16 protein-coding genes are annotated in these 21989 nt (G+C 54.8%); 12 read left to right on the forward strand and 4 right to left on the reverse strand.

The window, feature by feature from the left end:
* Window positions 1-162 precede the first annotated feature (162 nt).
* The gene (locus EDC90_RS09710; RefSeq protein ID WP_132310979.1) at window positions 163-741 is read left to right on the forward strand and encodes a hypothetical protein; all 579 of its coding nucleotides are present in this window, start codon (window positions 163-165) and stop codon (window positions 739-741) included.
* Between the two features lie 25 nt (window positions 742-766).
* Here the strand turns inward: EDC90_RS09710 and EDC90_RS09715 are convergent, their stop codons facing one another.
* Entirely contained in the window at window positions 767-1684 is a 918-nt protein-coding gene (locus tag EDC90_RS09715; protein WP_132310981.1) for an AraC family transcriptional regulator, read from the reverse strand.
* Window positions 1685-2316: 632 nt separating this feature from the next.
* On the opposite strand from EDC90_RS09715, the gene EDC90_RS09720 reads away from it, so the two are divergent.
* The 5 genes from EDC90_RS09720 (at window position 2317) to EDC90_RS21495 (ending at window position 9248) form a co-directional block, all read left to right on the forward strand.
* Window positions 2317-3201, forward strand: coding sequence for a carbohydrate ABC transporter permease (locus tag EDC90_RS09720; RefSeq protein WP_132310983.1), 885 nt, complete (start codon window positions 2317-2319; stop codon window positions 3199-3201).
* Between the two features lie 3 nt (window positions 3202-3204).
* The gene (locus EDC90_RS09725; RefSeq protein WP_132310985.1) at window positions 3205-4116 is read left to right on the forward strand and encodes a carbohydrate ABC transporter permease; all 912 of its coding nucleotides are present in this window, start codon (window positions 3205-3207) and stop codon (window positions 4114-4116) included.
* A 5-nt stretch (window positions 4117-4121) separates the two neighbouring features.
* Complete coding sequence (locus EDC90_RS09730; RefSeq protein WP_132310987.1) at window positions 4122-5234, forward strand: ABC transporter ATP-binding protein; 1113 nt, start codon at window positions 4122-4124, stop codon at window positions 5232-5234.
* Window positions 5235-5267: 33 nt separating this feature from the next.
* Window positions 5268-6542, forward strand: coding sequence for an ABC transporter substrate-binding protein (locus EDC90_RS09735; protein ID WP_132310989.1), 1275 nt, complete (start codon window positions 5268-5270; stop codon window positions 6540-6542).
* A gap of 63 nt (window positions 6543-6605) precedes the next feature.
* Complete coding sequence (locus tag EDC90_RS21495) at window positions 6606-9248, forward strand: glycoside hydrolase family 88 protein (protein WP_348633696.1); 2643 nt, start codon at window positions 6606-6608, stop codon at window positions 9246-9248.
* Window positions 9249-9400: 152 nt separating this feature from the next.
* Here EDC90_RS21495 and EDC90_RS09745 read toward each other — a convergent pair whose 3' ends face one another.
* From EDC90_RS09745 to EDC90_RS09755, 3 genes are read right to left on the reverse strand one after another with little or no spacing between them, the layout of a single operon-like run.
* Window positions 9401-10198, reverse strand: coding sequence for an ABC transporter ATP-binding protein (locus tag EDC90_RS09745; RefSeq protein ID WP_132310991.1), 798 nt, complete (start codon window positions 10196-10198; stop codon window positions 9401-9403).
* Window positions 10198-11139 (reverse strand): ABC transporter permease, encoded by a 942-nt coding sequence (locus EDC90_RS09750; protein WP_132310993.1) that lies wholly within the window; start codon window positions 11137-11139, stop codon window positions 10198-10200. The genes EDC90_RS09745 and EDC90_RS09750 overlap by 1 nt, the downstream gene beginning before the upstream one ends.
* Before the next feature lies 1 nt (window position 11140).
* Window positions 11141-12121, reverse strand: coding sequence for an ABC transporter substrate-binding protein (locus EDC90_RS09755; protein ID WP_132310995.1), 981 nt, complete (start codon window positions 12119-12121; stop codon window positions 11141-11143).
* A gap of 1045 nt (window positions 12122-13166) precedes the next feature.
* On the opposite strand from EDC90_RS09755, the gene ung reads away from it, so the two are divergent.
* From ung to adhE, 6 genes are all read left to right on the forward strand, one after another.
* Window positions 13167-13868 (forward strand): uracil-DNA glycosylase, encoded by a 702-nt coding sequence (ung, locus tag EDC90_RS09760; protein ID WP_132310997.1) that lies wholly within the window; start codon window positions 13167-13169, stop codon window positions 13866-13868.
* Between the two features lie 102 nt (window positions 13869-13970).
* Entirely contained in the window at window positions 13971-15395 is a 1425-nt protein-coding gene (locus EDC90_RS09765) for an aldehyde dehydrogenase family protein (RefSeq protein ID WP_132310999.1), read from the forward strand.
* A gap of 111 nt (window positions 15396-15506) precedes the next feature.
* Window positions 15507-15896: a RidA family protein gene (locus EDC90_RS09770; RefSeq protein WP_132311001.1), complete on the forward strand. Its 390-nt coding sequence runs from the start codon at window positions 15507-15509 to the stop codon at window positions 15894-15896.
* Between the two features lie 181 nt (window positions 15897-16077).
* A complete protein-coding gene (locus EDC90_RS09775; RefSeq protein WP_132311003.1) occupies window positions 16078-16287 on the forward strand; it encodes a heavy-metal-associated domain-containing protein in 210 nt (69 codons plus the stop codon).
* A gap of 46 nt (window positions 16288-16333) precedes the next feature.
* On the forward strand, window positions 16334-18835 hold the full coding sequence (locus tag EDC90_RS09780; protein WP_132311005.1) for a heavy metal translocating P-type ATPase: 2502 nt from the start codon (window positions 16334-16336) through the stop codon (window positions 18833-18835).
* Window positions 18836-19245: 410 nt separating this feature from the next.
* Window positions 19246-21909, forward strand: a complete 2664-nt coding sequence (gene adhE, locus EDC90_RS09785; RefSeq protein WP_132311007.1) for a bifunctional acetaldehyde-CoA/alcohol dehydrogenase — start codon at window positions 19246-19248, stop codon at window positions 21907-21909.
* The last annotated feature ends 80 nt before the right edge of the window (window positions 21910-21989 follow it).

Raw genomic sequence — 21989 nt, forward strand, 5'->3', positions numbered from 1 at the left:
GTATGTCTCGGACAGCGCGCATCCGTGTTGAATTGTGGCAAAAATACAACCTTAAATTAAAACCAGATGTTGCTAACGTTCGTTAAGGCGATTTAATAGACGCGTCCAGATGGAGATGGCATTAATCAATAACTCGCTTTAGTTGTTTTAGTGAGGGATTAAATGATTGATTACAGGCCTCTTTGCCTCATTCTGCCGCTGATCGCAGGGTGTCAGACCGCTAAGCCGGTTTCTATGGTTGTGGATGCAACCCCGACTGTCGCGTCAGTCAAACATGGCGATGTGCTGGCCGCTCAGCGTGCAGCCGGTCAGGATATCCCGGAGGTGAGGGGATTCGACTACGTGACCGTTCGTGCCGTTGCTGTTCTGCGTGACGAGGAAACAGGCAGATCAAAGAACGAAGAGCTTGAGGGAATACCTTGCACGGTTTCCAGTGAAGGATATACCGCTGAAGTTAAAACGGCAGCGCAGGTTAAGGTTCCCAATTATGGTTATGCATCGCGCCCGATTGAAGTGCGGTGCAAAGCTCCGGGATACAAGGACGGAGTTAAAACTGTTTCGGCTTATGACATCACGAGCTCCAACCGCTTGAATTCGGCTGCTTCCGGTGGCTTGCTTGGTGTTGTGGTTGTCGGTCTTATTGATGCGGCAGATTCAAAAGATGACCACAAGTTCGGTTATCCGGAGGTCAGGGTTTACATGTATCCGCAGGCATCGAAGCAATCGGCATCAAAAAGCTGAGCTTTTAACATCAAGCGACGGAACGTCAGTCGTTCGGTCTCAAAAGAGGGTAGAGGGTCATGCCATCCTCTTCCCCCCTTGGGAAGCCACCATCCTGATGGCGCTTCTGCAGTATCTTGTAGCCAGCAGGGCTGACGCCGATATAGCGCTTGAACATGCGAGAAAAGTAGTAGCTGTCGGAATACCCGACGAAGGCGGCGGCCTGTTTGACGCTCTGTCCGCTTGCTAGAAGCGCCATGGCGCGTTCCATGCGCTTGAACTCCTGATATTTCGGCGGTGTCAGGCCGACCTGCTTTCTGAATTCCCTGCGAAAATAATCTTCATTGTAAGGGATGCCTTCGAGTACGCGGGTTACCGTATCTTCGCTGATCGGATCTGCTGCGATCTGACTGGCCGCGACCATCACTGACAGAGACAGGCTGTCCGGGCTGTTGACCGACACATCCTGTTGCGGCTTCCAGCGAATGAATGCAGCTTCGATAAATTCTGTCAGCAGCACGATAAACATATGGTGCTGGCTGAACGTGGTGGAGGAGAGTGGTACCGACTCGCGGTAGTGTCGCGCCAGAGGTTCGATCATGTCCCAGCGCGGCAGGTCGACCCATTTTTGGTATTCCAGCTGGTCCAGAAGGTCCATGCGGCCGAAAACTTCAGCTCTGAAATGCTGTGCCACGCCGGTATAAAGCTCTTTCGACAGGGACCGGCCGATGAAGCGTTGTCCTGCACGAATCAGCATCGCCCGGCCTGGCTTCATCTCGAAAGCTTCGCCGTCAATTTCATATTCAGCCCGACCGGTGAGGCAGATTACAAGGTCATGGACCCGGTTGATTTTGTCCGTTGTCCACGTGGACGTGTGCAGCATTTTGATGGCTGAGCGGGTTAATGTGAGGTTCAGCGCATTAACCGCAAGTCCGTCAAGAATGCCACCTTCGATTTTGTCCATCTTTTTGTCCGAAACCCTCTATTCCCAATTTCGCGCCATCCATGATTATTAGCAGTCGAAACGTCAAATTCCAGACGTTGAAACGAATATTCAGACTGGGAGGACAGTACAGGCATGGGAGTAAAACGAGTTTAATCGGTTTAATTCCGCTGTCTGTCTGCATGCGCCATGCACAATTCAGAACATATAAAGGCGTGTCATAAAATACGATGGGGAGGAGGGTCGCTGGTTTCGGCGACAATGCGCCCGGTAATGAATTGCCGGAGCTGCGCCCCTGTCTGGCAACGCCAAAACAGAATCGATATGCCTTTTGAAGGTCGGGTCCTGCATTCCCTTTTCAGTGCACGGATCAGCAAAAGAGGGCGTCTTTCGGGATCTGCCAGTGAGCGGTATAATGCTGCTTCTTGCCCGAGCGCACCTTTCGACCCGACTATGGCAGATGCGAAACGCCAAAGCGCCACTGGCAGGGTCGCTATGGCATATCAACCCGAACGGCCCGTTTTGCCGTTCATCTCTCACAAAACCTTCGTCTGCGCCAGCCGTCTTTTGGCGGCTCTTTTCCAGCGCAATAAACTGATCGTGGCTTTCGGGAGGGGTTCCGAAAATCCGTTCACAGTCATGGGGACCAAGTCATGAGCGGCGAAAATCGTTTCATGGGCCTGGCCTATCTGTCTCCGTACATTATAGGCCTCCTGCTCTTCACGGCCGTACCCTTTATCGCTTCGTTTGTGCTGTCGTTTACCGACTACAGCCTGATGAGTGCGCCGCACTGGGTCGGTCTGAAAAATTATATCCGGCTTTTCACGCATGACCGGACGTTCAACAAATCGCTGACCGTCACGCTGATCTACGTGTTTTCCACTGTTCCGCTGAAGCTTGCTTTTGCACTCCTGATTGCGGTGATCTTGAACTATAAGCTGAAGTTCATCAACTTCTTCCGCACCGCCTTTTATGTTCCATCGATCCTCGGTGGTTCTGTCGCAATTGCGGTTTTGTGGCGCTATCTGTTTGCCGATGTCGGCCTCGTCAATATGATGCTGGAAGGCCTTGGTTTTCAGGCTGTCAACTGGTTCGGCGATCCCAACAACGCGCTGTTCACGATCACGCTTCTGCGTCTGTGGCAGTTCGGTTCGGCCATGGTGATCTTCCTGGCTGCTCTGCAAAGCGTTGATAATTCGCTCTATGAAGCGGCTGCGATTGATGGTGCCGGCAAATGGCGAACCTTCTTCTTCATCACTTTGCCGCTGATTACGCCGGTGATCTTCTTCAACCTGATCATGCAGACGGTTCAGGCCTTCCAGGAATTCAATGGTCCTTACATCATCACCGGTGGCGGTCCGCTGAAATCAACCTACCTGCTGCCGCTCTACATCTACGACGAAGCGTTTAAAAACTTCCGCATGGGTTACGCCTCGGCAATCGCATGGGTGATGTTTGCCATCATCATGGTTCTGACACTGATCGCTTTCTGGTCGTCCCGCCACTGGGTCTACTACGCTGGCGACAAGAGGAGCTGAGAAATGACCGAAGCTTTGTCAAACGCAACAATTTCTGCGAAAGATCTGGAAGCCGCCCGCGCCCGCAAGAATGAGCAGCGCAAGGTCCTACTCTCTTCGATCATCCGCTATATCGTATTGTTCGCCGTCGGGCTGATCATGCTTTATCCGCTGATCTGGCTGATCGGTGCCTCGTTCAAGACCAATTCGGAGATGTTCGCCAGTGCCGGTTTCTGGCCGAAGAACCCGACCATCAGCGGTTATATTGAAGGCTGGAGAACCTCGACGCCTTATACGTTCGGCCGGTTCTTCCTGAACACCTTCCTGATCCTGATCCCGAAAATGATCGGAACGGCGATTTCGGCAACGGCTGTTGCCTACGGTTTTGCCCGGTTCGAATTTCCCGGCAAGAAAGTGCTGTTCGCCTCGCTGATCGCGATCCTGCTTCTGCCGAACGTCGTCACCCGTATTCCCCAGTATCTGCTGTTCCGTGAATTCGGCTGGCTCGACAGCTTCCTGCCGCTATGGGTGCCATCTGCACTCGCCGGTGATGCCTTCTTCGTCTTCATGCTGGTTCAGTTCCTGCGCGCTATCCCGCGTGACATGGAAGAGGCTGCCCGCGTTGACGGTGCATCCAGCTGGCAGGCGCTGCTGTTCATTGTGGTGCCACTTCTGACACCGGCGCTGATCTCGGTGTGCCTGTTCCAGTTCATGTGGACGATGAACGACTTCCTCGGTCCGTTGATCTATCTCTCATCTGTCGACAAGTACCCGGTATCGCTGGCGCTGAAGCTTTCCATCGACACCACTGAGGCATTTGCCTGGAACAAGATCCTGTCAATGTCGGTCCTCGCAATCACACCCGCCCTCGTCGTGTTCTTCATGGCGCAGAAATATTTCATCGAAGGGATCTCCGCAGGCGGAGTTAAAGGATAAGAACCATGGCTAAAGTTGAGCTGAAAAACCTCGAAAAGGTCTATGGCAAATTCCAGGCCGTGCATGGCATCAACCTGGAAATCGAAGACGGTGAATTCATGGTGCTCGTCGGCCCGTCCGGCTGCGCCAAGTCCACCACGCTGCGTATGATTGCCGGTCTGGAGCGCATCTCCGGCGGTGAAGTTCGCATCGGTGATGATCTTGTCAACGACAAGGCACCCGGACAGCGTGGTATTGCCATGGTGTTTCAGAACTACGCGCTTTACCCGCATATGAAGGTTAAGAACAACCTGTCCTTCGGTCTTCGCCTGAAGCACGCGCCGAAAGATGAGATTGCTGCGGCGACGGATGACGTTTCGCACATCCTGGAGATTGAGGAATACCTTGAACGACTGCCAAAGCAGTTGTCGGGTGGTCAGGCCCAGCGTGTTGCCGTTGGCCGTGCGCTGATCAAGAAGCCACAGGTGTTCCTGTTCGACGAACCGCTGTCAAACCTCGATGCAAAGCTTCGCGCTTCTATGCGCGTGCGCATTACCGACCTGCATAAACGCCTTCTTGAAGAAGGTATGCATTCAACCGTGGTTTACGTCACGCATGACCAGACAGAAGCCATGACCATGGGAGACCGTATCTGCGTGATGAAGGAAGGCCGGATCATGCAGGTTGCCGATCCCTACACGCTCTATCAGAAGCCTGCGAATGCTTTTGTGGCTGGCTTCATCGGTTCGCCGGAAATGAACATCGGCGATGCGACGCTTGGTAGCGACGGTACGATCCGCATCGGCACGCAAGTGCTGAAGCTGGATGAAAAAACGCTATCTCGTATCGACAAAGATGCACCGAGTGAAGTGACCTTCGGCCTGCGCCCGCAGAGTTTTGATCTTGTCGATCCCGAGAACGGCGAGGGTTTGCTTGGCCGCATTTCTCACGTCGAGTTCATGGGGCACGAAATTTTCCTTTATGTCACGGTGGAGGATCAGTCCTTCACGATTGTGGTGCCTGCATCCGGCATGGAGGGACAGTATCAGCGCGATCAGCAGATCCGCGTGAAACCGCGTGAAAACGCGATGCACATTTTCCACCGTCGTACCGGCGAGAACATCTCGCTTTCGGCATAACGTCTGACGATCATCTTTTTTAGGGAGGATACTATGAAACTGAAGATGACTGTACTGGCTGGCCTGATGGCCGCAACCTCACTTTCCGCCGTTCAGGCTGCGGATCTCCGCATGTCCTGGTGGGGCGGTGACAGCCGTCACCTTGCCACGCAGGAAGCTTTGAAATACTGCGGTGAAAAGCTTGGTCACACGATTTCGCCGGAATTCACCGGCTGGTCAGGTCACCAGGAAAAAATTACCACGCAGCTTGCCGGCGGCACTGAGGCCGACATCATGCAGATCAACTGGCCCTGGCTCCCACTGTTCACGCCCACGGGCGAGGGCTTTGCCGATCTGAACGAGTTTTCCGACACGATTGATCTGTCACAGTGGACCGATGCCGAGCTGGCAACATCCACCGTCAATGGCCACCTGCAGGGTCTGCCGCTTTCCATCACCGGCCGTTTGCCGTGGTTCAACAAGACTACGTTTGAAAAAGCCGGACTGGAAATCCCGACCACCTGGGCTGAGCTGGAAGAAGCAGGCAAGGTGTTCAAGGAAAAGCTGGGTGAGGACTACTATCCTTACGAAGCAACGGGTCAGGATGGCCTTGATGCCCGTCTTCTTATGACAGCTTATCTGACACAGAAGACCGGCAAAACGATGATCGACCCGGAAACGCTGGAGCTCAACTACTCCATGGATGAGCTTGTTGAGGCGCTGAACATGTACAAGCGCTTTTCAGATGAAGGCGTGATCATTCCGTGGCCGAAGGTCGCTGCAGGCGGCAATCTGGTTTTGAACGAAAACCCCAACTGGTCTGATGGTCACATTGCGGGCACCTATCAGTGGGACACGGTTTACTTCAAGATTTCCGACCCGCTGCAGGAAGGTCAGGAACTGGTTCCATCCAGCATCCTTCTTGCTGAAGGCGCAACCAATGATGGTGTTTATCGTAAGCCATCCATGTTGTTCTCGATCTCGAAGAACTCCGACAACCAGAAAGCCGCTGCTGAAGTCGTCAACTGCCTCCTGAACGATGAGGGCGCAATTGACATTCTGGGCACAACCCGTGGTCTCCCGGCTTCAAAGAAAGCCTTTGATCAGCTGATGGAAGCCGGTGAAATCGCTCCGGAACAGATCGAAGCTCACCAGATCATTCTGGATGCAACCGGACCAACGATTTCGCCATACTTCGAACATCCGCAGATTGCTCAGGCGATCGGCGATACGCTCGAGGAGTTTGCCTATGGCCAGATCGACGCCGAAACAGCTGCCGACGACATTATCTACAACGTCAACGACGTTCTTGATCGGCTGAACCGCTAGAAATAACGAAGGGCGGCGGTTTTCTGCCGCCCTTTCCTCCGCCTACCTGATTGGACGAAGAACATGACCGCCATTGAGCTGCTTGCCGTTTCGGCGAGGACGGTGACTTTTGCTGCCTTTTCGAGGCAATCCAAATACTTCCTGAAGGATACGCTTGATTGGCGCGTCGTAGACGCTGCCTCTGGTGACACTGTTGCAAAAGGCCAGACCGCGAAAACAGTCTTCAGTGTCTTCGGTCTGGAACCGGCAAGCGATTATCGTCTTGAAATCGGTGACGAAGGCCTGGCCTTTAATACTACTTCAGAAGCCCGCTTTGCCGATATTACCGAGTTTGGCGCGACACCGGAAAGCCCGAACAATGCCGCGGCCATCCAGAACGCACTTGATACGCTGCCTGCCGGTTCAACGCTGTTTTTCGGTGCCGGTGTCTGGAGCACGGGGCCGCTCTTTCTGAAAAGCGGTATCACGCTTTATCTTGCTGAAGACGCTGTCCTTTATGGCATTGCAGACCGTGATCAGTATCCGATCCTTCCCGCGCGCCATGACGATGGCCGGGTGCTCGGTACATGGGAAGGTGTTGCAGAGCCCTGCTATGCCTCCGTTATCACTGCGATTGATCAGAAAAATATCACGATCACCGGTCCCGGACGGATTGATGCCGGCGGTGATCGCGGCGACTGGTGGACCTGGCACAAGGAAACCCGCAACGGTGCGCGCCGTGCCCGGACCCTGTTCCTGAGCGGCTGTGAAAACATCACTGTTACAGGTCCCACGATTTGCAACTCTCCCGCCTGGATGGTGCACCCTGTCTTTACTGAAAATATGCTGGTTGCCGACGTGAAGATCGAAAGCGATCCGGATTCGCCGAATACGGACGGTTTTGATCCTGAATGCTGCACCAATGTTGTTATGCGCGGCATTCATTTTTCTGTTGGAGATGACTGTATCGCCATCAAGGCTGGCAAGCGCGACCCTAAAGGCGGGCTGGATGGTCCAACACGCAATATCTGGATTGAGAACTGCTTTATGGAGCGCGGCCACGGCGGTGTCGTTGTCGGCTCGGAAATGAGCGGCTCGGTTTCCAATGTCACTGTCGCTCGCTGCGAAATGCGCGATACTGACCGCGGGTTCAGGGTTAAAACCCGGCGCGGCCGTGGTGGTTTTGTTTCACAGATTTTGATGGAAGACTGTGAAATGGACAATGTCGTCAGCCCGTTCGTAATGAACGCGTTTTACTTCTGCGATAGTGATGGCAAATCCGACTATGTACAGTCTCGCGATCCGGATGCTGTTTCTGATGTTACACCGCGCATGTCGGATATCACGATGCGTCGTGTTGTTGCGCGCAATGTTCACACCTCTGCGGCGGCTTTTTACGGGTTGCCGGAGATGCCGATCGAGAACGTCACGATTGAAGATTACACAGTTTCTTATGCGCCACATGCTATCGCCCAGCCGCCGGTCATGGCCTGCCAGATCGATCCCGTTCGCCATGCAGGCATTATCGCTGAAAACGCATCTGTGACCGCGACGAATGTGGTTTTTGAGCGCGAGGCGTCAGTGGAACCATTCTACCAGCAGGCGCTTTTGCGTTACTGCGATGAATATGCCCGCGATTACGAGGCTTATAAGGGCGGCCCGCTTTGCTATGAAGATGGCTGCCTTTATCGCGGTCTGATCGCACTTTATGAAACCACAGGTGAAAAGCGCTGGTTTGATCATCTGGTTCGCCTCGTGAGTGCGCAGGTTGATGAAAACGGCGTTATGGCCGGGTACGTGCTGGAAGATTTCAACATTGATAATGTTCTGTCCGGCCGTGCGCTGGTCTGGCTGGCGCGAAACAGCGAGGATCAGCGTTATAAAAAAGCTGCTGACACGCTGGTCGAACAGCTTAAAAAACATCCGCGCACCAAGGAAGGCCCGCACTGGCATAAGCATCGCTACCCGGAGCAGGTCTGGCTTGACGGGCTTTATATGGGGCTGCCGTTCAAACTCGAATATGGTCTGGCCTTCGATGTACCACATCTGATTGAAGAAGCCGCTGACGAGCTTCTGGCTGGCCTCGATGTGACCTATGACCCGGAAAGCCGGCTCTATCGTCATGCTTATGATTCTGCGCGTGTTCAGCCGTGGGCCGACAGCCAAACCGGACAGGCACCGGCACACTGGTCGCGGGCGATTGGCTGGGCCGCGATGGCACTGGTCGATATCATTGAAAACCTGCCGGATGGCGAAAAACGCAATCGTCTGATTGCGCGCTGGGCGGCACTCGCCGGGCAGCTTGGTGGGATGACCACTGCCGACGGACGCTGGCTGCAGGTGACAGATAAGCCGGAAATGGGTGGCAATTATGCGGAGAGTTCGGCAACGGCCATGTTTGCCTATGCCTATATGAAGAGCCGCCGTCTGGGCCTTGCCGGAGTGGATGCCGCAATTGGCGATCAGGCTTTTGAAACACTGGTGCGCAAGGCTTTTGAAACCGATGAGAGCGGCCGCCGGGTTCTTGGAAAGATCGTTTGTGTCGCCGGTTTGGGAGCCTTCGGTGGTGTCATTCGCGACGGCACACCCGGATATTATCTGACCGAGGCTATTCGCGCTGACGATATTAAAGGAGTTGGCCCGTTCATGATGGGCTTTGCCGAGGTGCTGGCCGAATCCAGGGCTGCTGGTCTCGTGGCAGAAGGCAAGAGCAGGGCGGTCGCCTGAACGACCGCATACGCTGAAGAAACAGCGCCGCATTTTCGGTCGGCGGCGCTCTTGGATGGAAATTGCGCGTGACCATCCATCCTGTTTTTAAATCGCGCGATCCTCCCGACTGGGCGGCTGATTTGGGTCAGCCGCCCCTTTTTTGTCGGGCATTATGTCAGCATCAACTGATCGTCATCGATTTCGGTGCCTGCCGCCCGGCCAAAGCGTTCCAGAAGGTCGGTCACCTTCAGCCTGGAGCGTTCTTCGCCCTTGATATCGAGAACAATCTGCCCGGCATTCATCATCAGCGTGCGCGTGCCGTAAGCCAGTGCATCCCGCATGGAATGCGTCACCATCAGCGTGGTCAGCTTACGTTCCTGTGCAATTTCGGCAGAAAGGGTGAGAACCTTGTGCGCGGCCGATGGGTCGAGTGCGGCTGTATGCTCATCAAGCACCAGGATTTTCATCGGCAAAAGCGTTGCCATCAGCAGACTGACAGCCTGACGCTGACCGCCGGACAGCGCGCCGATTGGTGTGCCCATACGGTGTTCAAGTCCAAGGCCAAGCTTCTCCAGATGTTCGGCAAACATCTGCTTCTGGCCTTTTTTACCAAGAGCAAGCCGCAATCCCCGGTTCTTTCCACGGGCTGCAGCAAGGGCCAGATTTTCTTCAATCGACAGCGACGAACAGGTGCCAAGCCGCGGCTCCTGAAAAACCCGGCCAACATGGCGCGCGCGTTTGGCTGCAGACCAGTCGGTGACATCATCTGTATCGAGATAGACCGAGCCGGTATCAGGTTTCACCGTGCCGACGACCGTGGACAGGAGGGTCGACTTTCCTGCTCCGTTGGAGCCGATCACGGTTACGAATTCGCCCTCGTTGATATCGGTGGTGATGCCGCGAAGCGCCTTCACCTCGGTTGCGGTTCCGGCATTGAAGGTAATATGGATATCGGTCATCCGCAGCATTATTCTGCCCCTTCTTCTGTGGCCCGGTCACCGCGTACCAGCCGGAATTTGAATAACGGCTTGCGACGGCCTTTGTTGCCGCGCCTTTGCGAGAGCACCACAGCAACAGCCACAACAATGGCGGTGATCAGATTGAGGTCCTGTGGGCGAATGCCGATAAAGCCGGCTGAAAGCGCAAGCGCAATGAACAGGCGGTAGACGACCGCGCCGATAATGCAGCCAAGGGTCGCCAGAAACACCGTGCGGCGCCCGAGAATGGCTTCGCCGATAATCAGCGCTGCAAGACCAGTGACGATGGTGCCAACACCCATGGTGACGTCCGCCACGCCCTGCATCTGCGCAAAAAGCGAGCCGCCAAGGGCACAAAGTGCGTTGGCAATCGACATGCCGAGCAGAGTCATCGCGCCGTTTTTGATGCCCTGTGCCTCGGCCATGGCCGCGTTTTCGCCGGACGCGCGCAAACCAAGGCCGATTTCTGTCTTTAAAAACCAGTCAATGATCAGCTTTGCGCCAACAGCGAAAAGCAGAAGCAGGATCGAATTGCTCCACAGCCCGGCATTAAAGAGTGAATCGGCGCGGGTAAACACGGTGTCGTGACCGTAGACTGGCAGGTTCGGCCGGCCCATGATGCGAAGATTGATCGAAAACAGCGCAACCATCATCAAGATGCCGGACAGCAGGTTCATGATCCCGAAGCGGACATTTAAAAGGCCTGTGACGAAACCAGCCGCTGCACCGGCCATAGCGCCGAGAAACGTCGCAATAAACGGATCGACGCCATTGATGATGGCAGCCGCCGAAACGGCAGCGCCCAGTGGGAAACTGCCATCGACCGTCAGGTCAGGAAAATCAAGCACGCGGAATGACATGAAAATGCTCAACGCCACGAGGGCGAAGAGCAGGCCGGTCTCCAATGCACCGGCAAGAGCGAAAAGCGTCATTTTATTCGATGACCTTCTTGGCTTTGGCTTTCATTTCGTCGGGAACGGTGACGCCCATGGCCTCAGCCGATTTCAGGTTCAGGTAAAGATCCTGGTTACCCGGAACAACGACTGGAATTTCGGCGATTGCCTTGCCGTTCAGGATATCGGCAACCATCTGTCCGGTAACAACACCCATTTCGCCATAGTTAAAGCCCAGCGCTGCAACGGCGCCGCGCTCAACAGAGTCCGTATCCGTTGTGAATACCGGCAGCTTGGCGCGCTCGCCAACAGTCACGATGGCTTCCAGCACCGAAATCACCGAATTGTCGGTCGGCAGAAGGATCGCGTCGGCTTTGCCAACAAGGTTGCGCGCTGCATCCGGCACCATGGTTGACTGGGCAGCGGGGCTTTCGATGACTTCCATACCAAGTGCTTCAGCGCCGCGCTTGATGTCTTCCACCTGGGCCACGGAATTGGCTTCACCAGGATTGTAGATCACACCGATTTTTTCGGCGTCAGGCACAAAGGCCTTGATCATCTCAAGGGCAGGTTCTGCGGGCTGGTTATCAGACGTTCCGGTGATATTGGCTTCCGGTGCGTCAGGGCTTTCAACGAGGCCGGCTGCGACCGGATCGGTAACGGCTGCGAACACCACGGGCGTATCGCCCATCGAATTTTTCAAAGCCTGTGCAGACGGTGTTGAGATGCCTACAGTTACATCGGGCGATAGCCCGGCAAACTCGGATGCGATCTGCGTCTGGGTGGTCATATTGCCCTGTGCAGAGCGGGCAACGATTTTCAGATTGTCACCTTCGGTGAAGCCATTCTCGCCGAGGCCCTCAATGATGCCCTCGCGCACGGCGTCCAGTGCGGGGTGTTCCACAATGTAGGTGATGGCGACGGTTTTCTCGTCGGCGTCCTGAGCCTGGGCAACGCCTGCAAGGCCGGCGAGCGTTGCAACGGTCGCAGCAGCCAGAGCGGCCTTTTTGAAATTCAACATATCGAAACCCTCTGTAAGGATAGGAGATTGTGCGTTTTTGATCACAGTCGACACTTTGGCGTGCAGCCTTGCCTTGGTCAATCACTCACGACAAGTCTTCGTATGTTTCCTGAGGGCAGAGAGGCGCTTCGGTCATACAGGTTTCGATCATTTTTTCTTGGTATAAAATTGGAAATCAATAATATAATTCGCCATTTTATATGTAAAAGTGATTTCTTTATTCTGTTCCAGAAAGACATGAGGACTGTGTCAAAATAGCTATGGAGATACATAAATGCCAAACGATGGGATCTCTGGTTCGCAGCAACCACGAGCGCCGCAGCCAATAAACTGGCAACCAGGTCCGCAGCAACCACAAGCGCCGCAACCGGGAACTCAGTCACAACGCGTGCCACGACCACCAACTTGGAGACCACAGCATCCGAGCCAGAGAGCGATAGATAGAACAGAGTTGAGGCGAGAAGCAGCTCAGGCTCGTGGGCAACAGCCGTTGCCTAGTTTGCGCTCCACAATCAATCAGGCCAATACAGCAATGAATGATGCCCGAGGGGTTCTCGCTGCGGCGCGGCAATTTTTACAACATGTTCCTCAGCCGCCGCAGATGCAGCAGCCTCGGGCCGACGATCAAGGCGGTAGGGATAACTCTCAGCAGCCAGGCACCAGTGCTTCAGACAGTGGAGAATTCCGTCCGGCTCAGCCGCGAAGCTAACCTGCGTCCTCAGCCGACTGTGTTGTTACCGTTCTGTCATCGTCGAGCCTAATCTTCCGCACTCTGCGACCTTCGTCTTAGGGATAAGGGCGGTAGTTTGAGCCTTGGCAAATGCATTTGCCGCCACGGTGAAGGCCGCCGTAAACTTGCTCAGTTTGGATTTCCCGTCGAATAGTGCCGACACGAAAGCGGTGAGCTGTATTGTTTTGTCCTCCTTTTGCCAACTCAAACCCGCTTCGCAGGAGCGCGCGTAGCGGGTTTGAGAGTTTCGCAGGCAGTTGCATCGCCGCGGCCGTGAGGGTAACAATAACAGCATCTGGCAAGGGATAGGGTGTGATGACAGAGAGCGAAATCAGGCTGGATGAAGGCTGGAAAGAACGTCTGAAGCCGGAGTTTGAAAGTCGCTATATGGAAGATCTCAGAGGTTTTCTACGAACCGAGCTGAAATCGGGAAAAACCATATTCCCCAAAGGCAGTGAGTATTTTCGCGCCCTTGACCTGACACCGCTGGAAAATGTTCGTGTCGTCATTCTGGGGCAGGATCCCTATCATGGTCTGGGGCAGGCGCATGGGCTTTGTTTTTCAGTTCAGCCCGGCGTGCGAACGCCGCCATCCCTCGTCAATATTTATAAAGAGCTTCAGGCCGATGTCGGGTTCCAGCCCGTCAAACACGGTTTTCTGGAGCATTGGGCGAAGCAGGGCGTTCTTCTTTTGAACAGCGTTCTGACCGTTCAGCAGGCGCAGGCTGCCTCTCATCGTGGCAAGGGATGGGAGCAGTTTACCGATGCTGTCATTCGTGTGGTCAACGAGGAGTGCGAGCACGTCGTCTTCATCCTCTGGGGGGCTTATGCCCAGAAGAAAGCCTCGTTTGTCGACACATCGAAGCATCTGGTGCTGAAAGCACCGCATCCTTCGCCGCTGTCCGCCCATAATGGCTTCTTCGGTTGCCGCCATTTCTCAAAGGCCAATCAGTTCCTGCTGGAAAAAGGTCTTGAACCGATTGACTGGCAATTGCCGGAAGATCCGAAACAGGAATAACCTGCGCCAAGATTGCAGACCCGCTGGCAGAGGCCTATCTATAAATGCTAGAATCGGGCATCACCATTCGGGCTGATTTTAAAATTTTAGCAGGAGATCTTCATGCAAAATCATCTGAAATTCTATATTGATGGCGCATGGGTCGACCCTGCCGACACCAAAACACTCGACGTTATCAACCCGGCGACAGAAGACGCGTTTGCTCGGATCGCGCTTGGCAATGCCAGTGATGTTGATAAGGCAGTAAAGGCAGCCCGGTCGGCTTTTGCTGATTTTTCCAGGTGGTCGGTCGAAGACCGCGTTGGTCTGCTTGAGCGCATCCTTGAGTGCTACATGGCACGCTTTGACGATCTGGTCATGGCTGTCAGTCAGGAAATGGGCGCACCTGTTGAATTTGCACGTGGCTCGCAAGTGCCTGTTGGCGCTTCGCACATCAAATCCACGCTCGAGGCTCTTAAAACTTTTTCGTTCTCCGAGGCGCGGAACAAGGGGCTGATTGTGCGTGAGCCGATCGGCGTATGCGCGCTGATCACGCCGTGGAACTGGCCGCTGAATCAAATTGCTGCCAAGGTCGCACCGGCAATTGCCACTGGCTGCACCATTGTGCTGAAGCCCTCCGAGATTGCGCCGGTTTCAGGCATCATCTTTGCTGAGATTATGGATGCTGCAGGTGTGCCGAAGGGCGTGTTCAATCTGGTCAATGGTAATGGGCCGGATGTCGGTCAGGTCATGGCAGGCCATCCGGAAGTTGATATGGTGTCCTTCACCGGTTCGACGCGTGCAGGCATTCTGGTTGCCAAGACCGCGGCTGATACCGTCAAACGTGTGTGCCAGGAACTGGGTGGCAAATCGCCGAACATTGTGCTTCGGGATGCGGATATTGAAGCGGCTGTCGAAGCCGGTGTGCGCGGCTGCTTCGATAATTCCGGCCAGTCCTGTGATGCACCGACTCGAATGCTGGTGCCTTCCGAAAGCCATGAAAAGGCGTTGGCGGTCGCAAAGCGTGTGGCTGAAGCGCTGAAAACCGGTGATCCGACGGCGAAAGATACCGACCTCGGGCCCGTCGTCAGTCAACAGCAATACGATAAAATTCAAGGGCTTATTACTGCTGCCATTGACGAGGGCGCGACACTGGTGACCGGCGGGCCTGATCGGCCCGACGGCATCAATCGCGGATATTTTGTCCGGCCAACCGTTTTTGGTGATGTTCGCAACGATATGACCATCGCCCGGCAGGAGGTTTTTGGTCCGGTCCTTTCGATTTTGCCTTATGAAACCGAGGAAGAGGCGATTGAAATCGCCAATGATACTGAATACGGGCTTGCAGCTTATGTTCAGGGGGAGCTGGAGCATGCCCGTGCCGTTGCTATGCGTCTGCGTGCAGGAAATGTCTCGATCAACGACCCGGATTGGGACACGGCAATCCCGTTTGGTGGATACAAGCAGTCCGGGAATGGTCGCGAGTTTGCTGATTTCGGTATGGAAGATTTTCTGGAAATCAAAGGTATTCGAGGGTTTAAGGCCTAGAAACGGTTACGAAATGCCTTAATATAAGGCCACAGCCCGGTTGTCGGTGAGAGCTTGACAGCCGGGCGTTTTTACGGCCATGCGTCAACCATCGTTCGGAGGCAGGTAATTATGAAAAAAAGCATCAATCCAACCGGTGTACGCAAGCCGTTCGGAAACTACAGCCACGGGCTTTATGTGCCGCCCGGTGCCGGTCTTCTGGTCACCTCAGGTCAACTGGGTATTGGTCCGGATGAAACCATTCCGCGTTCGGTCAAAGGCCAGGCTGAACTTTGCTTTGAAGCCATCGCCAAAATTCTTGCAGAGGCGGATATGAGCTTTGAGGATGCCATTCGCATTACCGGCTATGTGACCATGCGTGAGGATTTTCCGGCTTATATGGAAGTGCGCGATCGCTATATATCCGATCCAAAGCCCGTTTCCACGCTTCTGGTCGTCAGCGGGTTCACCCGTGCGGAATTCCTGGTCGAGGTTGAGGTTACAGCCGCCAAGGTCCCGTGATCTGCAAGTGCGTGTTTGCACTGCAATTCAATTGTTTCTGTCTTGTCCATATACCAGAACAGTGCGGGGGCATGTCTTCCACGCTGTTCTGGTATTTTCTGTAATTTTCCACAAAACCACTTGACCTTCCAGCTGCTGGAAGCCCCATCTTCCTGTTCATTGAACAAAAGGAGTGTCGAAGATGGCTGAGAATATCACCCTGAAAATTGAAGGTATGGGCTGCGCAAAATGCACCGAGAAGGTCGAGAAAGCCCTTGCGGCGCTGGATGGCGTTTCTGATATCAAGGTCAGTCTTGAAGAGAATGCCGCGCATTTCACACTTTCCGCCCCGGCCAGCCGCGATCAGGCCGTCGAAGCTGTCGAAGACAGCGGCTATGATGTGATCAGCTGAAGCAGGGCGTGAGCCGTCCGTTGCATTTTCAGGAAGGAGCGATCTCATGGAAAAGACGCTTTCAGGTTCAGGGACAGAAATTGGAAAGCAGCAGCATCTGACAATTCCGGTCTCGGGCATGACCTGCGCATCTTGCGTGCGCAGTGTTGAGCGCGTTGTTGGAAAGGTTGATGGTGTCCGAGAGGTTGCGGTGAACCTGGCGACTGAAAGCGCGGATGTCACGCTCTTTGACCGGAAAGCCGGACCTGCCGTCGTGGCCGCGATTGAAAAGGCTGGCTACGGCGTGCCGCTTCAGACGATTGAGCTGGAGGTTTCCGGCATGCACTGTGCTTCCTGCGTTCAAAGTGTTGAGCGTGTGCTGTCAAAGGTGCCCGGCGTGATTGATGCGAAGGTGAACCTTGCAAGCGAGCGGGCGCAGGTTTCTCTTGTGCCGTCGACACCCATTGAGGCGCTGGAGCGTGCGATTGAAAAAGCGGGCTTCGAGCCACGCCGGATCGGCAGTGCCGCAGATGCTGCCGAAGCCCATGACAAGGCAAAGGCTGAGGAGCTTTCAGCGCTGAAGCGCGATCTGTTCATGGCTTTCGTATTCACTCTGCCGCTGTTTGTTCTTGAGATGGGATCGCATGTCATTCCGCCGCTCGGCGCAACGCTGAAGGCATCCATCGGATTGTTTCCCCTTCACATCTTTTACTTCGCGCTGGCGACAATCGTGCAGTTTGGTCCCGGTCGCCGTTTCTATCGTCATGGCGTTGCCTCATTCCGTCGGAAGTCACCGGATATGAATGCGCTGGTGATGCTCGGATCAAGCGCCGCCTGGGGATATTCAACGGTCGCGACTTTTCTGCCGCAGATTTTCCCGGAGGGTGCGGCGCAGGTCTATTTTGAGTCTTCCGCTGTAATCATCACACTCATCCTGCTCGGGCGCTCCCTTGAAGCCAAGGCAAAGGGGCGCACCTCCGCCGCGATCAAACACCTGATGGGGTTGCAGCCCAAAACAGCCCGCGTCGAACGAGGCGGAGAAACACGCGATATTCCAATCGCTGAATTGAAGCTGGACGATATCGTAACGGTTCGCCCTGGTGAAAAGGTTGCGGTCGATGGTGTCGTGACGGACGGGTCTTCCTATGTCGATGAATCGATGATTTCCGGAGAGCCCGTTCCTGTTGAAAAAGGCGCCGGTGATACGGTGACCGGCGGCACGATCAACAAGACCGGCTCGTTCAGTTTCCGGGCCACGGCAATCGGTGCGGACACCGTGCTTTCACGCATCGTGAAGATGGTCGAGAATGCTCAGGGTGCCAAGCTGCCGGTTCAGGCCATGGTGGACAAGGTGACTGCTTGGTTTGTGCCAGCTGTGCTGGTTGCGGCTGCGATCACCTTTTTCATCTGGCTGTTTTTCGGTCCGTCTCCGGCCCTCAGTTTTGCGGTTATCAATGCGGTCGCGGTGATGATCATCGCCTGTCCTTGCGCTATGGGGCTGGCAACGCCAACCTCGATCATGGTCGGTACAGGCAGGGCGGCTGAAATCGGCGTTCTCTTCCGAAATGGCGAGGCTCTGCAGACCCTGAAAGACACAAAAATTGTTGCCTTCGACAAAACAGGCACGCTGACAGAAGGCCGTCCGCAGGTGACAGACGTTCTGACGGTCAACGGTTTCTCGCGCTCTGACATTCTGGCACGAACAGCCTCGGTTGAGGCGGGATCGGAGCATCCGCTGGCCGAAGCGGTCGTGTCTGCTGCGTATGAGGAAGCCGTCAACGTCGAAAAGGCAACCCGCTTTGAGGCGGTTCCCGGCTACGGTGTGAAAGCAGATGTAAGCGAAGAGAACGTGGCCGTTGGTGCCCGCCGTTTTATGGAACAGCTCGGTATTAAAACGGCTGATCTTGATGAACAGGCAGAAAATCTGGCAGCGGAAGCCCGCTCATTGTTGTTCGTCTCGGTGGATAACAGGCTGGTAGGCGTGATCGGCGTGTCTGACCCGGTTAAGCTCACAGCGAAAAGTGCCGTCGCCGCGCTTCATTCCGCCGGTGTCAAAACCGCAATGATCACTGGCGATAATACAAAAACGGCAGAGGCTATCGCGCGTGCGGTTGGCATTGATACTGTGGTTTCGGATGTGTTGCCGGATGGCAAGGTTGAAGCGCTGGAAAAGCTACGGCGTCAGCATGGCGCCATCGCCTTTGCCGGTGATGGTATTAACGATGCGCCCGCTCTTGCAACGGCTGATACTGGCATAGCGATTGGCACGGGTACGGATATCGCGATTGAGACCGCCGATATTGTGCTGATGTCCGGCGAGCTTTCAGGAGTGGTCAATGCTGTCGCACTGTCGCGGGCTGTCATGCGCAATATCGCGCAGAACCTGTTCTGGGCCTTTGCCTATAATGTGGTTCTGATCCCCGTGGCGGCCGGGCTTCTCTATCCCGTCAATGGTACGCTTCTCTCGCCAATGCTGGCTGCGGCAGCGATGGGGCTTTCCAGCGTGTTTGTGCTGTCGAACGCATTGCGACTCAAGCGCTTTAAAGTCTCTGACGCGATAGAAGCATAAATTCGCCGGATATCAGGCCTGAAATCAACAAAGACCTTTCATCAAATCGGGAATGCCCTATCATCAGGGTGTCCCCGATTTTCGTCGTTCGTGGACCATTGCAGCAGTTTTTTGGATGGCGGATCGGGGTTGCTAAACACATGACGTGTTTTGGACTTAAAAAAGATCAAGTTTGATCCCGATCAAAACGAAGCCTTTTAAAACGATTTATGTGTCGTTTTGTAGAGATCGAGCGGTCCTTAATCGGAAATGAGAGAAACGCTTTTGGCAATTGCCATCCGATAGCAAAGCGTCAGGAAGATTTAAGGGGCCTCATGGCACCGAGCCCAAGATCGGCGTCCGGCTCACTCATGGATTGTCAGTAACCGCCGGCCCTCAAAGGTTTCGGCAAGAAGCGCAGGAGAAGTCCCATGCCGGCTACCAGCACGACCGAACTAGACCAGCTCGTTGCCCGGACAAAGGCAGCGCAGCAAAAGTTTGCGAACTTTACCCAGGAACAGGTTGACTACATCTTCCGCTCGGCAGCCCTTGCTGCCGCCGATGCCCGCATTCCACTGGCCCGCATGGCCTTTGAAGAGACGGGCATGGGTGTGATGGAAGACAAGGTCATCAAGAACCACTTTGCCTCGGAATACATCTACAACAAATACAAGGACGACAAGACTTGCGGCATCCTTTCTGAAGAGCCTGAATATGGCATCTTCACCGTCGCTGAACCTGTCGGCCTGATTTGCGCCATCGTCCCGACGACCAACCCGACCTCGACGGCGATCTTTAAGGCGCTGATCAGCCTGAAGACCCGAAACGGGGTGATCTTCTCGCCGCATCCGCGTGCAAAGCGTTCGACCTGTGAGGCGGCCCGTATTGTTCTGGACGCTGCCGTCAAGGCCGGTGCTCCGAAGGACATTATCGGCTGGATTGATGAGCCGACCGTCGAACTTTCAAATGCGCTGATGCATCACGATGACATCAACCTCATTCTCGCAACCGGTGGACCCGGCATGGTCAAGGCGGCCTATTCATCGGGCAAACCGGCCATCGGCGTTGGCGCCGGTAACACACCTGCCGTGATTGATGAATATGCCGATATCAAGCGTGCTGTTGCCTCGATCCTGATGTCGAAGACGTTCGACAATGGCGTAATCTGCGCCTCGGAACAGTCGGTTGTCGTCGTCGACAAGGTTTATGATCAGGTGCGTGAGCGCTTTGCCAGCCATGGCGCCTATGTGCTTTCGGGCAATGAGGCCGGTGCGGTTCGCGATATCATCATGAACAAGAAGGGCACGCTGAACGCCGAAATCGTTGGCCAGTCGGCTGTCAAAATCGCGCAGATGGCGGGTATTGAAGTGCCGCCGCGCACCAAGGTGCTGATTGCCGAAGTCGAAGATGTGAATGATGAAGAAGTCTTCGCGCATGAGAAGCTGTCACCGACGCTTGCCATGTATCGGGCGAAGAATTTCGATCACGCGACGCGCATCGCCGCCGATCTTGTTGCCCTTGGCGGTATTGGACACACCTCGGTTCTTTATACCGATCAGGACCTGCAGCAGGAACGTGTCGCGGCTTATGGCGACCGCATGAAGACTGCGCGAGTTCTCATCAACTCGCCGGCATCGCAGGGTGGCATTGGTGACCTTTATAACTTCCGTCTGGCACCATCGCTGACGCTGGGCTGCGGTTCGTGGGGCGGCAACTCGATTTCGGAAAATGTCGGCCCGCAGCATCTGATCAACAAGAAGACAGTCGCAAAAAGGGCTGAGAACATGCTGTGGCACAAGCTTCCCCCGTCAATCTACTTCCGTCGCGGCGCACTTCCCTTCGCGCTGGAAGAACTGAAGGGCAAGAAGCGTTGCCTGATTGTCACCGACCGCTTCCTGTTTGAAAACGGTTATATCAACGAGACGGTTGCTGTTCTTAAAGGTCTGGGAATTGAAGTCGAAACCTTCTTCGATGTTCAGGCCGACCCGACGCTGGCTGTTGTGCGCAAGGGCTGGGAGCTGGCCCGCTCCTTCGAGCCGGATATCATTCTTGCACAAGGTGGCGGTTCGCCGATGGACGCGGCCAAGATCATGTGGGTGATGTATGAACATCCGGAAGTCGAGTTTGCCGATCTGGCGCTGCGTTTCATGGATATCCGCAAGCGTATCTATCGCTTCCCGAAACTTGGTGTGAAGGCACAGTTTGTTGCTGTGCCGACGACATCGGGGACCGGTTCGGAAGTCACGCCGTTTGCGGTTGTGACTGATGAGAAGACAGGCATCAAATATCCGATTGCGGACTATGAGCTGACCCCGAACATGGCCATCATCGATGCTGATCTGGTGATGAACATGCCGAAGTCGCTGACAGCACATGGCGGTATCGATGCGGTCACGCATGCGCTTGAGGCCTATGTCTCGATCATGGCTAACGAGTATTCTGACGGTCAGGCGCTGGCTGCCCTGAAGCTTCTCAAGCAGTACCTGCCTTCTGCCTATAAGAATGGCGCAAGCGATCCCAAGGCGCGTGAGCAGGTTCATAACGGCGCGACGCTTGCCGGTATTGCCTTTGCCAATGCCTTCCTGGGTGTCTGCCACTCGATGGCGCACAAGATCGGTGCCCAGTTCCATTTGGCACATGGTCTGTCGAATGCTCTGCTTCTGGCCAATGTCGTCCGCTACAATGCAGTCGACAATCCGACCAAGCAGACAGCATTCAGCCAGTATGATCGTCCGAAGGCTCTGTGCCGTTATGCCGAAGTCGCTCGTCACCTCGATCTTGGAGGCAAAACGGATGAGGAATCGGTCGAAAATCTGGTCAAATGGATTGAGCAACTGAAGAAGGATTGCGATATTCCTGCATCGATCCAGGCTGCCGGCGTTGCCGAAGCGGACTTCCTCGATCATGTCGATGAGGTTTCTGAAAAGGCCTTCGACGACCAGTGCACAGGCGCAAACCCGCGCTATCCTCTGATTGCGGAGATCCGTCAGGTTCTGCTCGATAGCTATTATGGCCGGGCCTATAAGGAAGGCGTGACATATGAGGAAGAGGCAGAGGCCGAAAGCTCGGTGGTTCCGCTGAGCGCCCGCAAATAATCAGGCGTTCACAGACCCCTGAAACCAAAAGCGCCGCCTCTGACAAAAGGGGCGGCGCTTTCTAATTTTGGTTTCTCGTT

This window comes from Martelella mediterranea (genome assembly GCF_004342225.1).
GTDB lineage: Bacteria > Pseudomonadota > Alphaproteobacteria > Rhizobiales > Rhizobiaceae > Martelella > Martelella mediterranea_B.

What these genes read in the sequence shown, in the direction of transcription:
- EDC90_RS09710 (WP_132310979.1), top strand. Translation starts at nt 163, where the DNA reads ATGATTGATTACAGGCCTCTTTGCCTCATTCTGCCGCTGATCGCAGGG.
- EDC90_RS09715 (WP_132310981.1), bottom strand. Translation starts at nt 1,684, where the DNA reads ATGGACAAAATCGAAGGTGGCATTCTTGACGGACTTGCGGTTAATGCG.
- EDC90_RS09720 (WP_132310983.1), top strand. Translation starts at nt 2,317, where the DNA reads ATGAGCGGCGAAAATCGTTTCATGGGCCTGGCCTATCTGTCTCCGTAC.
- EDC90_RS09725 (WP_132310985.1), top strand. Translation starts at nt 3,205, where the DNA reads ATGACCGAAGCTTTGTCAAACGCAACAATTTCTGCGAAAGATCTGGAA.
- EDC90_RS09730 (WP_132310987.1), top strand. Translation starts at nt 4,122, where the DNA reads ATGGCTAAAGTTGAGCTGAAAAACCTCGAAAAGGTCTATGGCAAATTC.
- EDC90_RS09735 (WP_132310989.1), top strand. Translation starts at nt 5,268, where the DNA reads ATGAAACTGAAGATGACTGTACTGGCTGGCCTGATGGCCGCAACCTCA.
- EDC90_RS21495 (WP_348633696.1), top strand. Translation starts at nt 6,606, where the DNA reads ATGACCGCCATTGAGCTGCTTGCCGTTTCGGCGAGGACGGTGACTTTT.
- EDC90_RS09745 (WP_132310991.1), bottom strand. Translation starts at nt 10,198, where the DNA reads ATGCTGCGGATGACCGATATCCATATTACCTTCAATGCCGGAACCGCA.
- EDC90_RS09750 (WP_132310993.1), bottom strand. Translation starts at nt 11,139, where the DNA reads ATGACGCTTTTCGCTCTTGCCGGTGCATTGGAGACCGGCCTGCTCTTC.
- EDC90_RS09755 (WP_132310995.1), bottom strand. Translation starts at nt 12,121, where the DNA reads ATGTTGAATTTCAAAAAGGCCGCTCTGGCTGCTGCGACCGTTGCAACG.
- ung (WP_132310997.1), top strand. Translation starts at nt 13,167, where the DNA reads ATGACAGAGAGCGAAATCAGGCTGGATGAAGGCTGGAAAGAACGTCTG.
- EDC90_RS09765 (WP_132310999.1), top strand. Translation starts at nt 13,971, where the DNA reads ATGCAAAATCATCTGAAATTCTATATTGATGGCGCATGGGTCGACCCT.
- EDC90_RS09770 (WP_132311001.1), top strand. Translation starts at nt 15,507, where the DNA reads ATGAAAAAAAGCATCAATCCAACCGGTGTACGCAAGCCGTTCGGAAAC.
- EDC90_RS09775 (WP_132311003.1), top strand. Translation starts at nt 16,078, where the DNA reads ATGGCTGAGAATATCACCCTGAAAATTGAAGGTATGGGCTGCGCAAAA.
- EDC90_RS09780 (WP_132311005.1), top strand. Translation starts at nt 16,334, where the DNA reads ATGGAAAAGACGCTTTCAGGTTCAGGGACAGAAATTGGAAAGCAGCAG.
- adhE (WP_132311007.1), top strand. Translation starts at nt 19,246, where the DNA reads ATGCCGGCTACCAGCACGACCGAACTAGACCAGCTCGTTGCCCGGACA.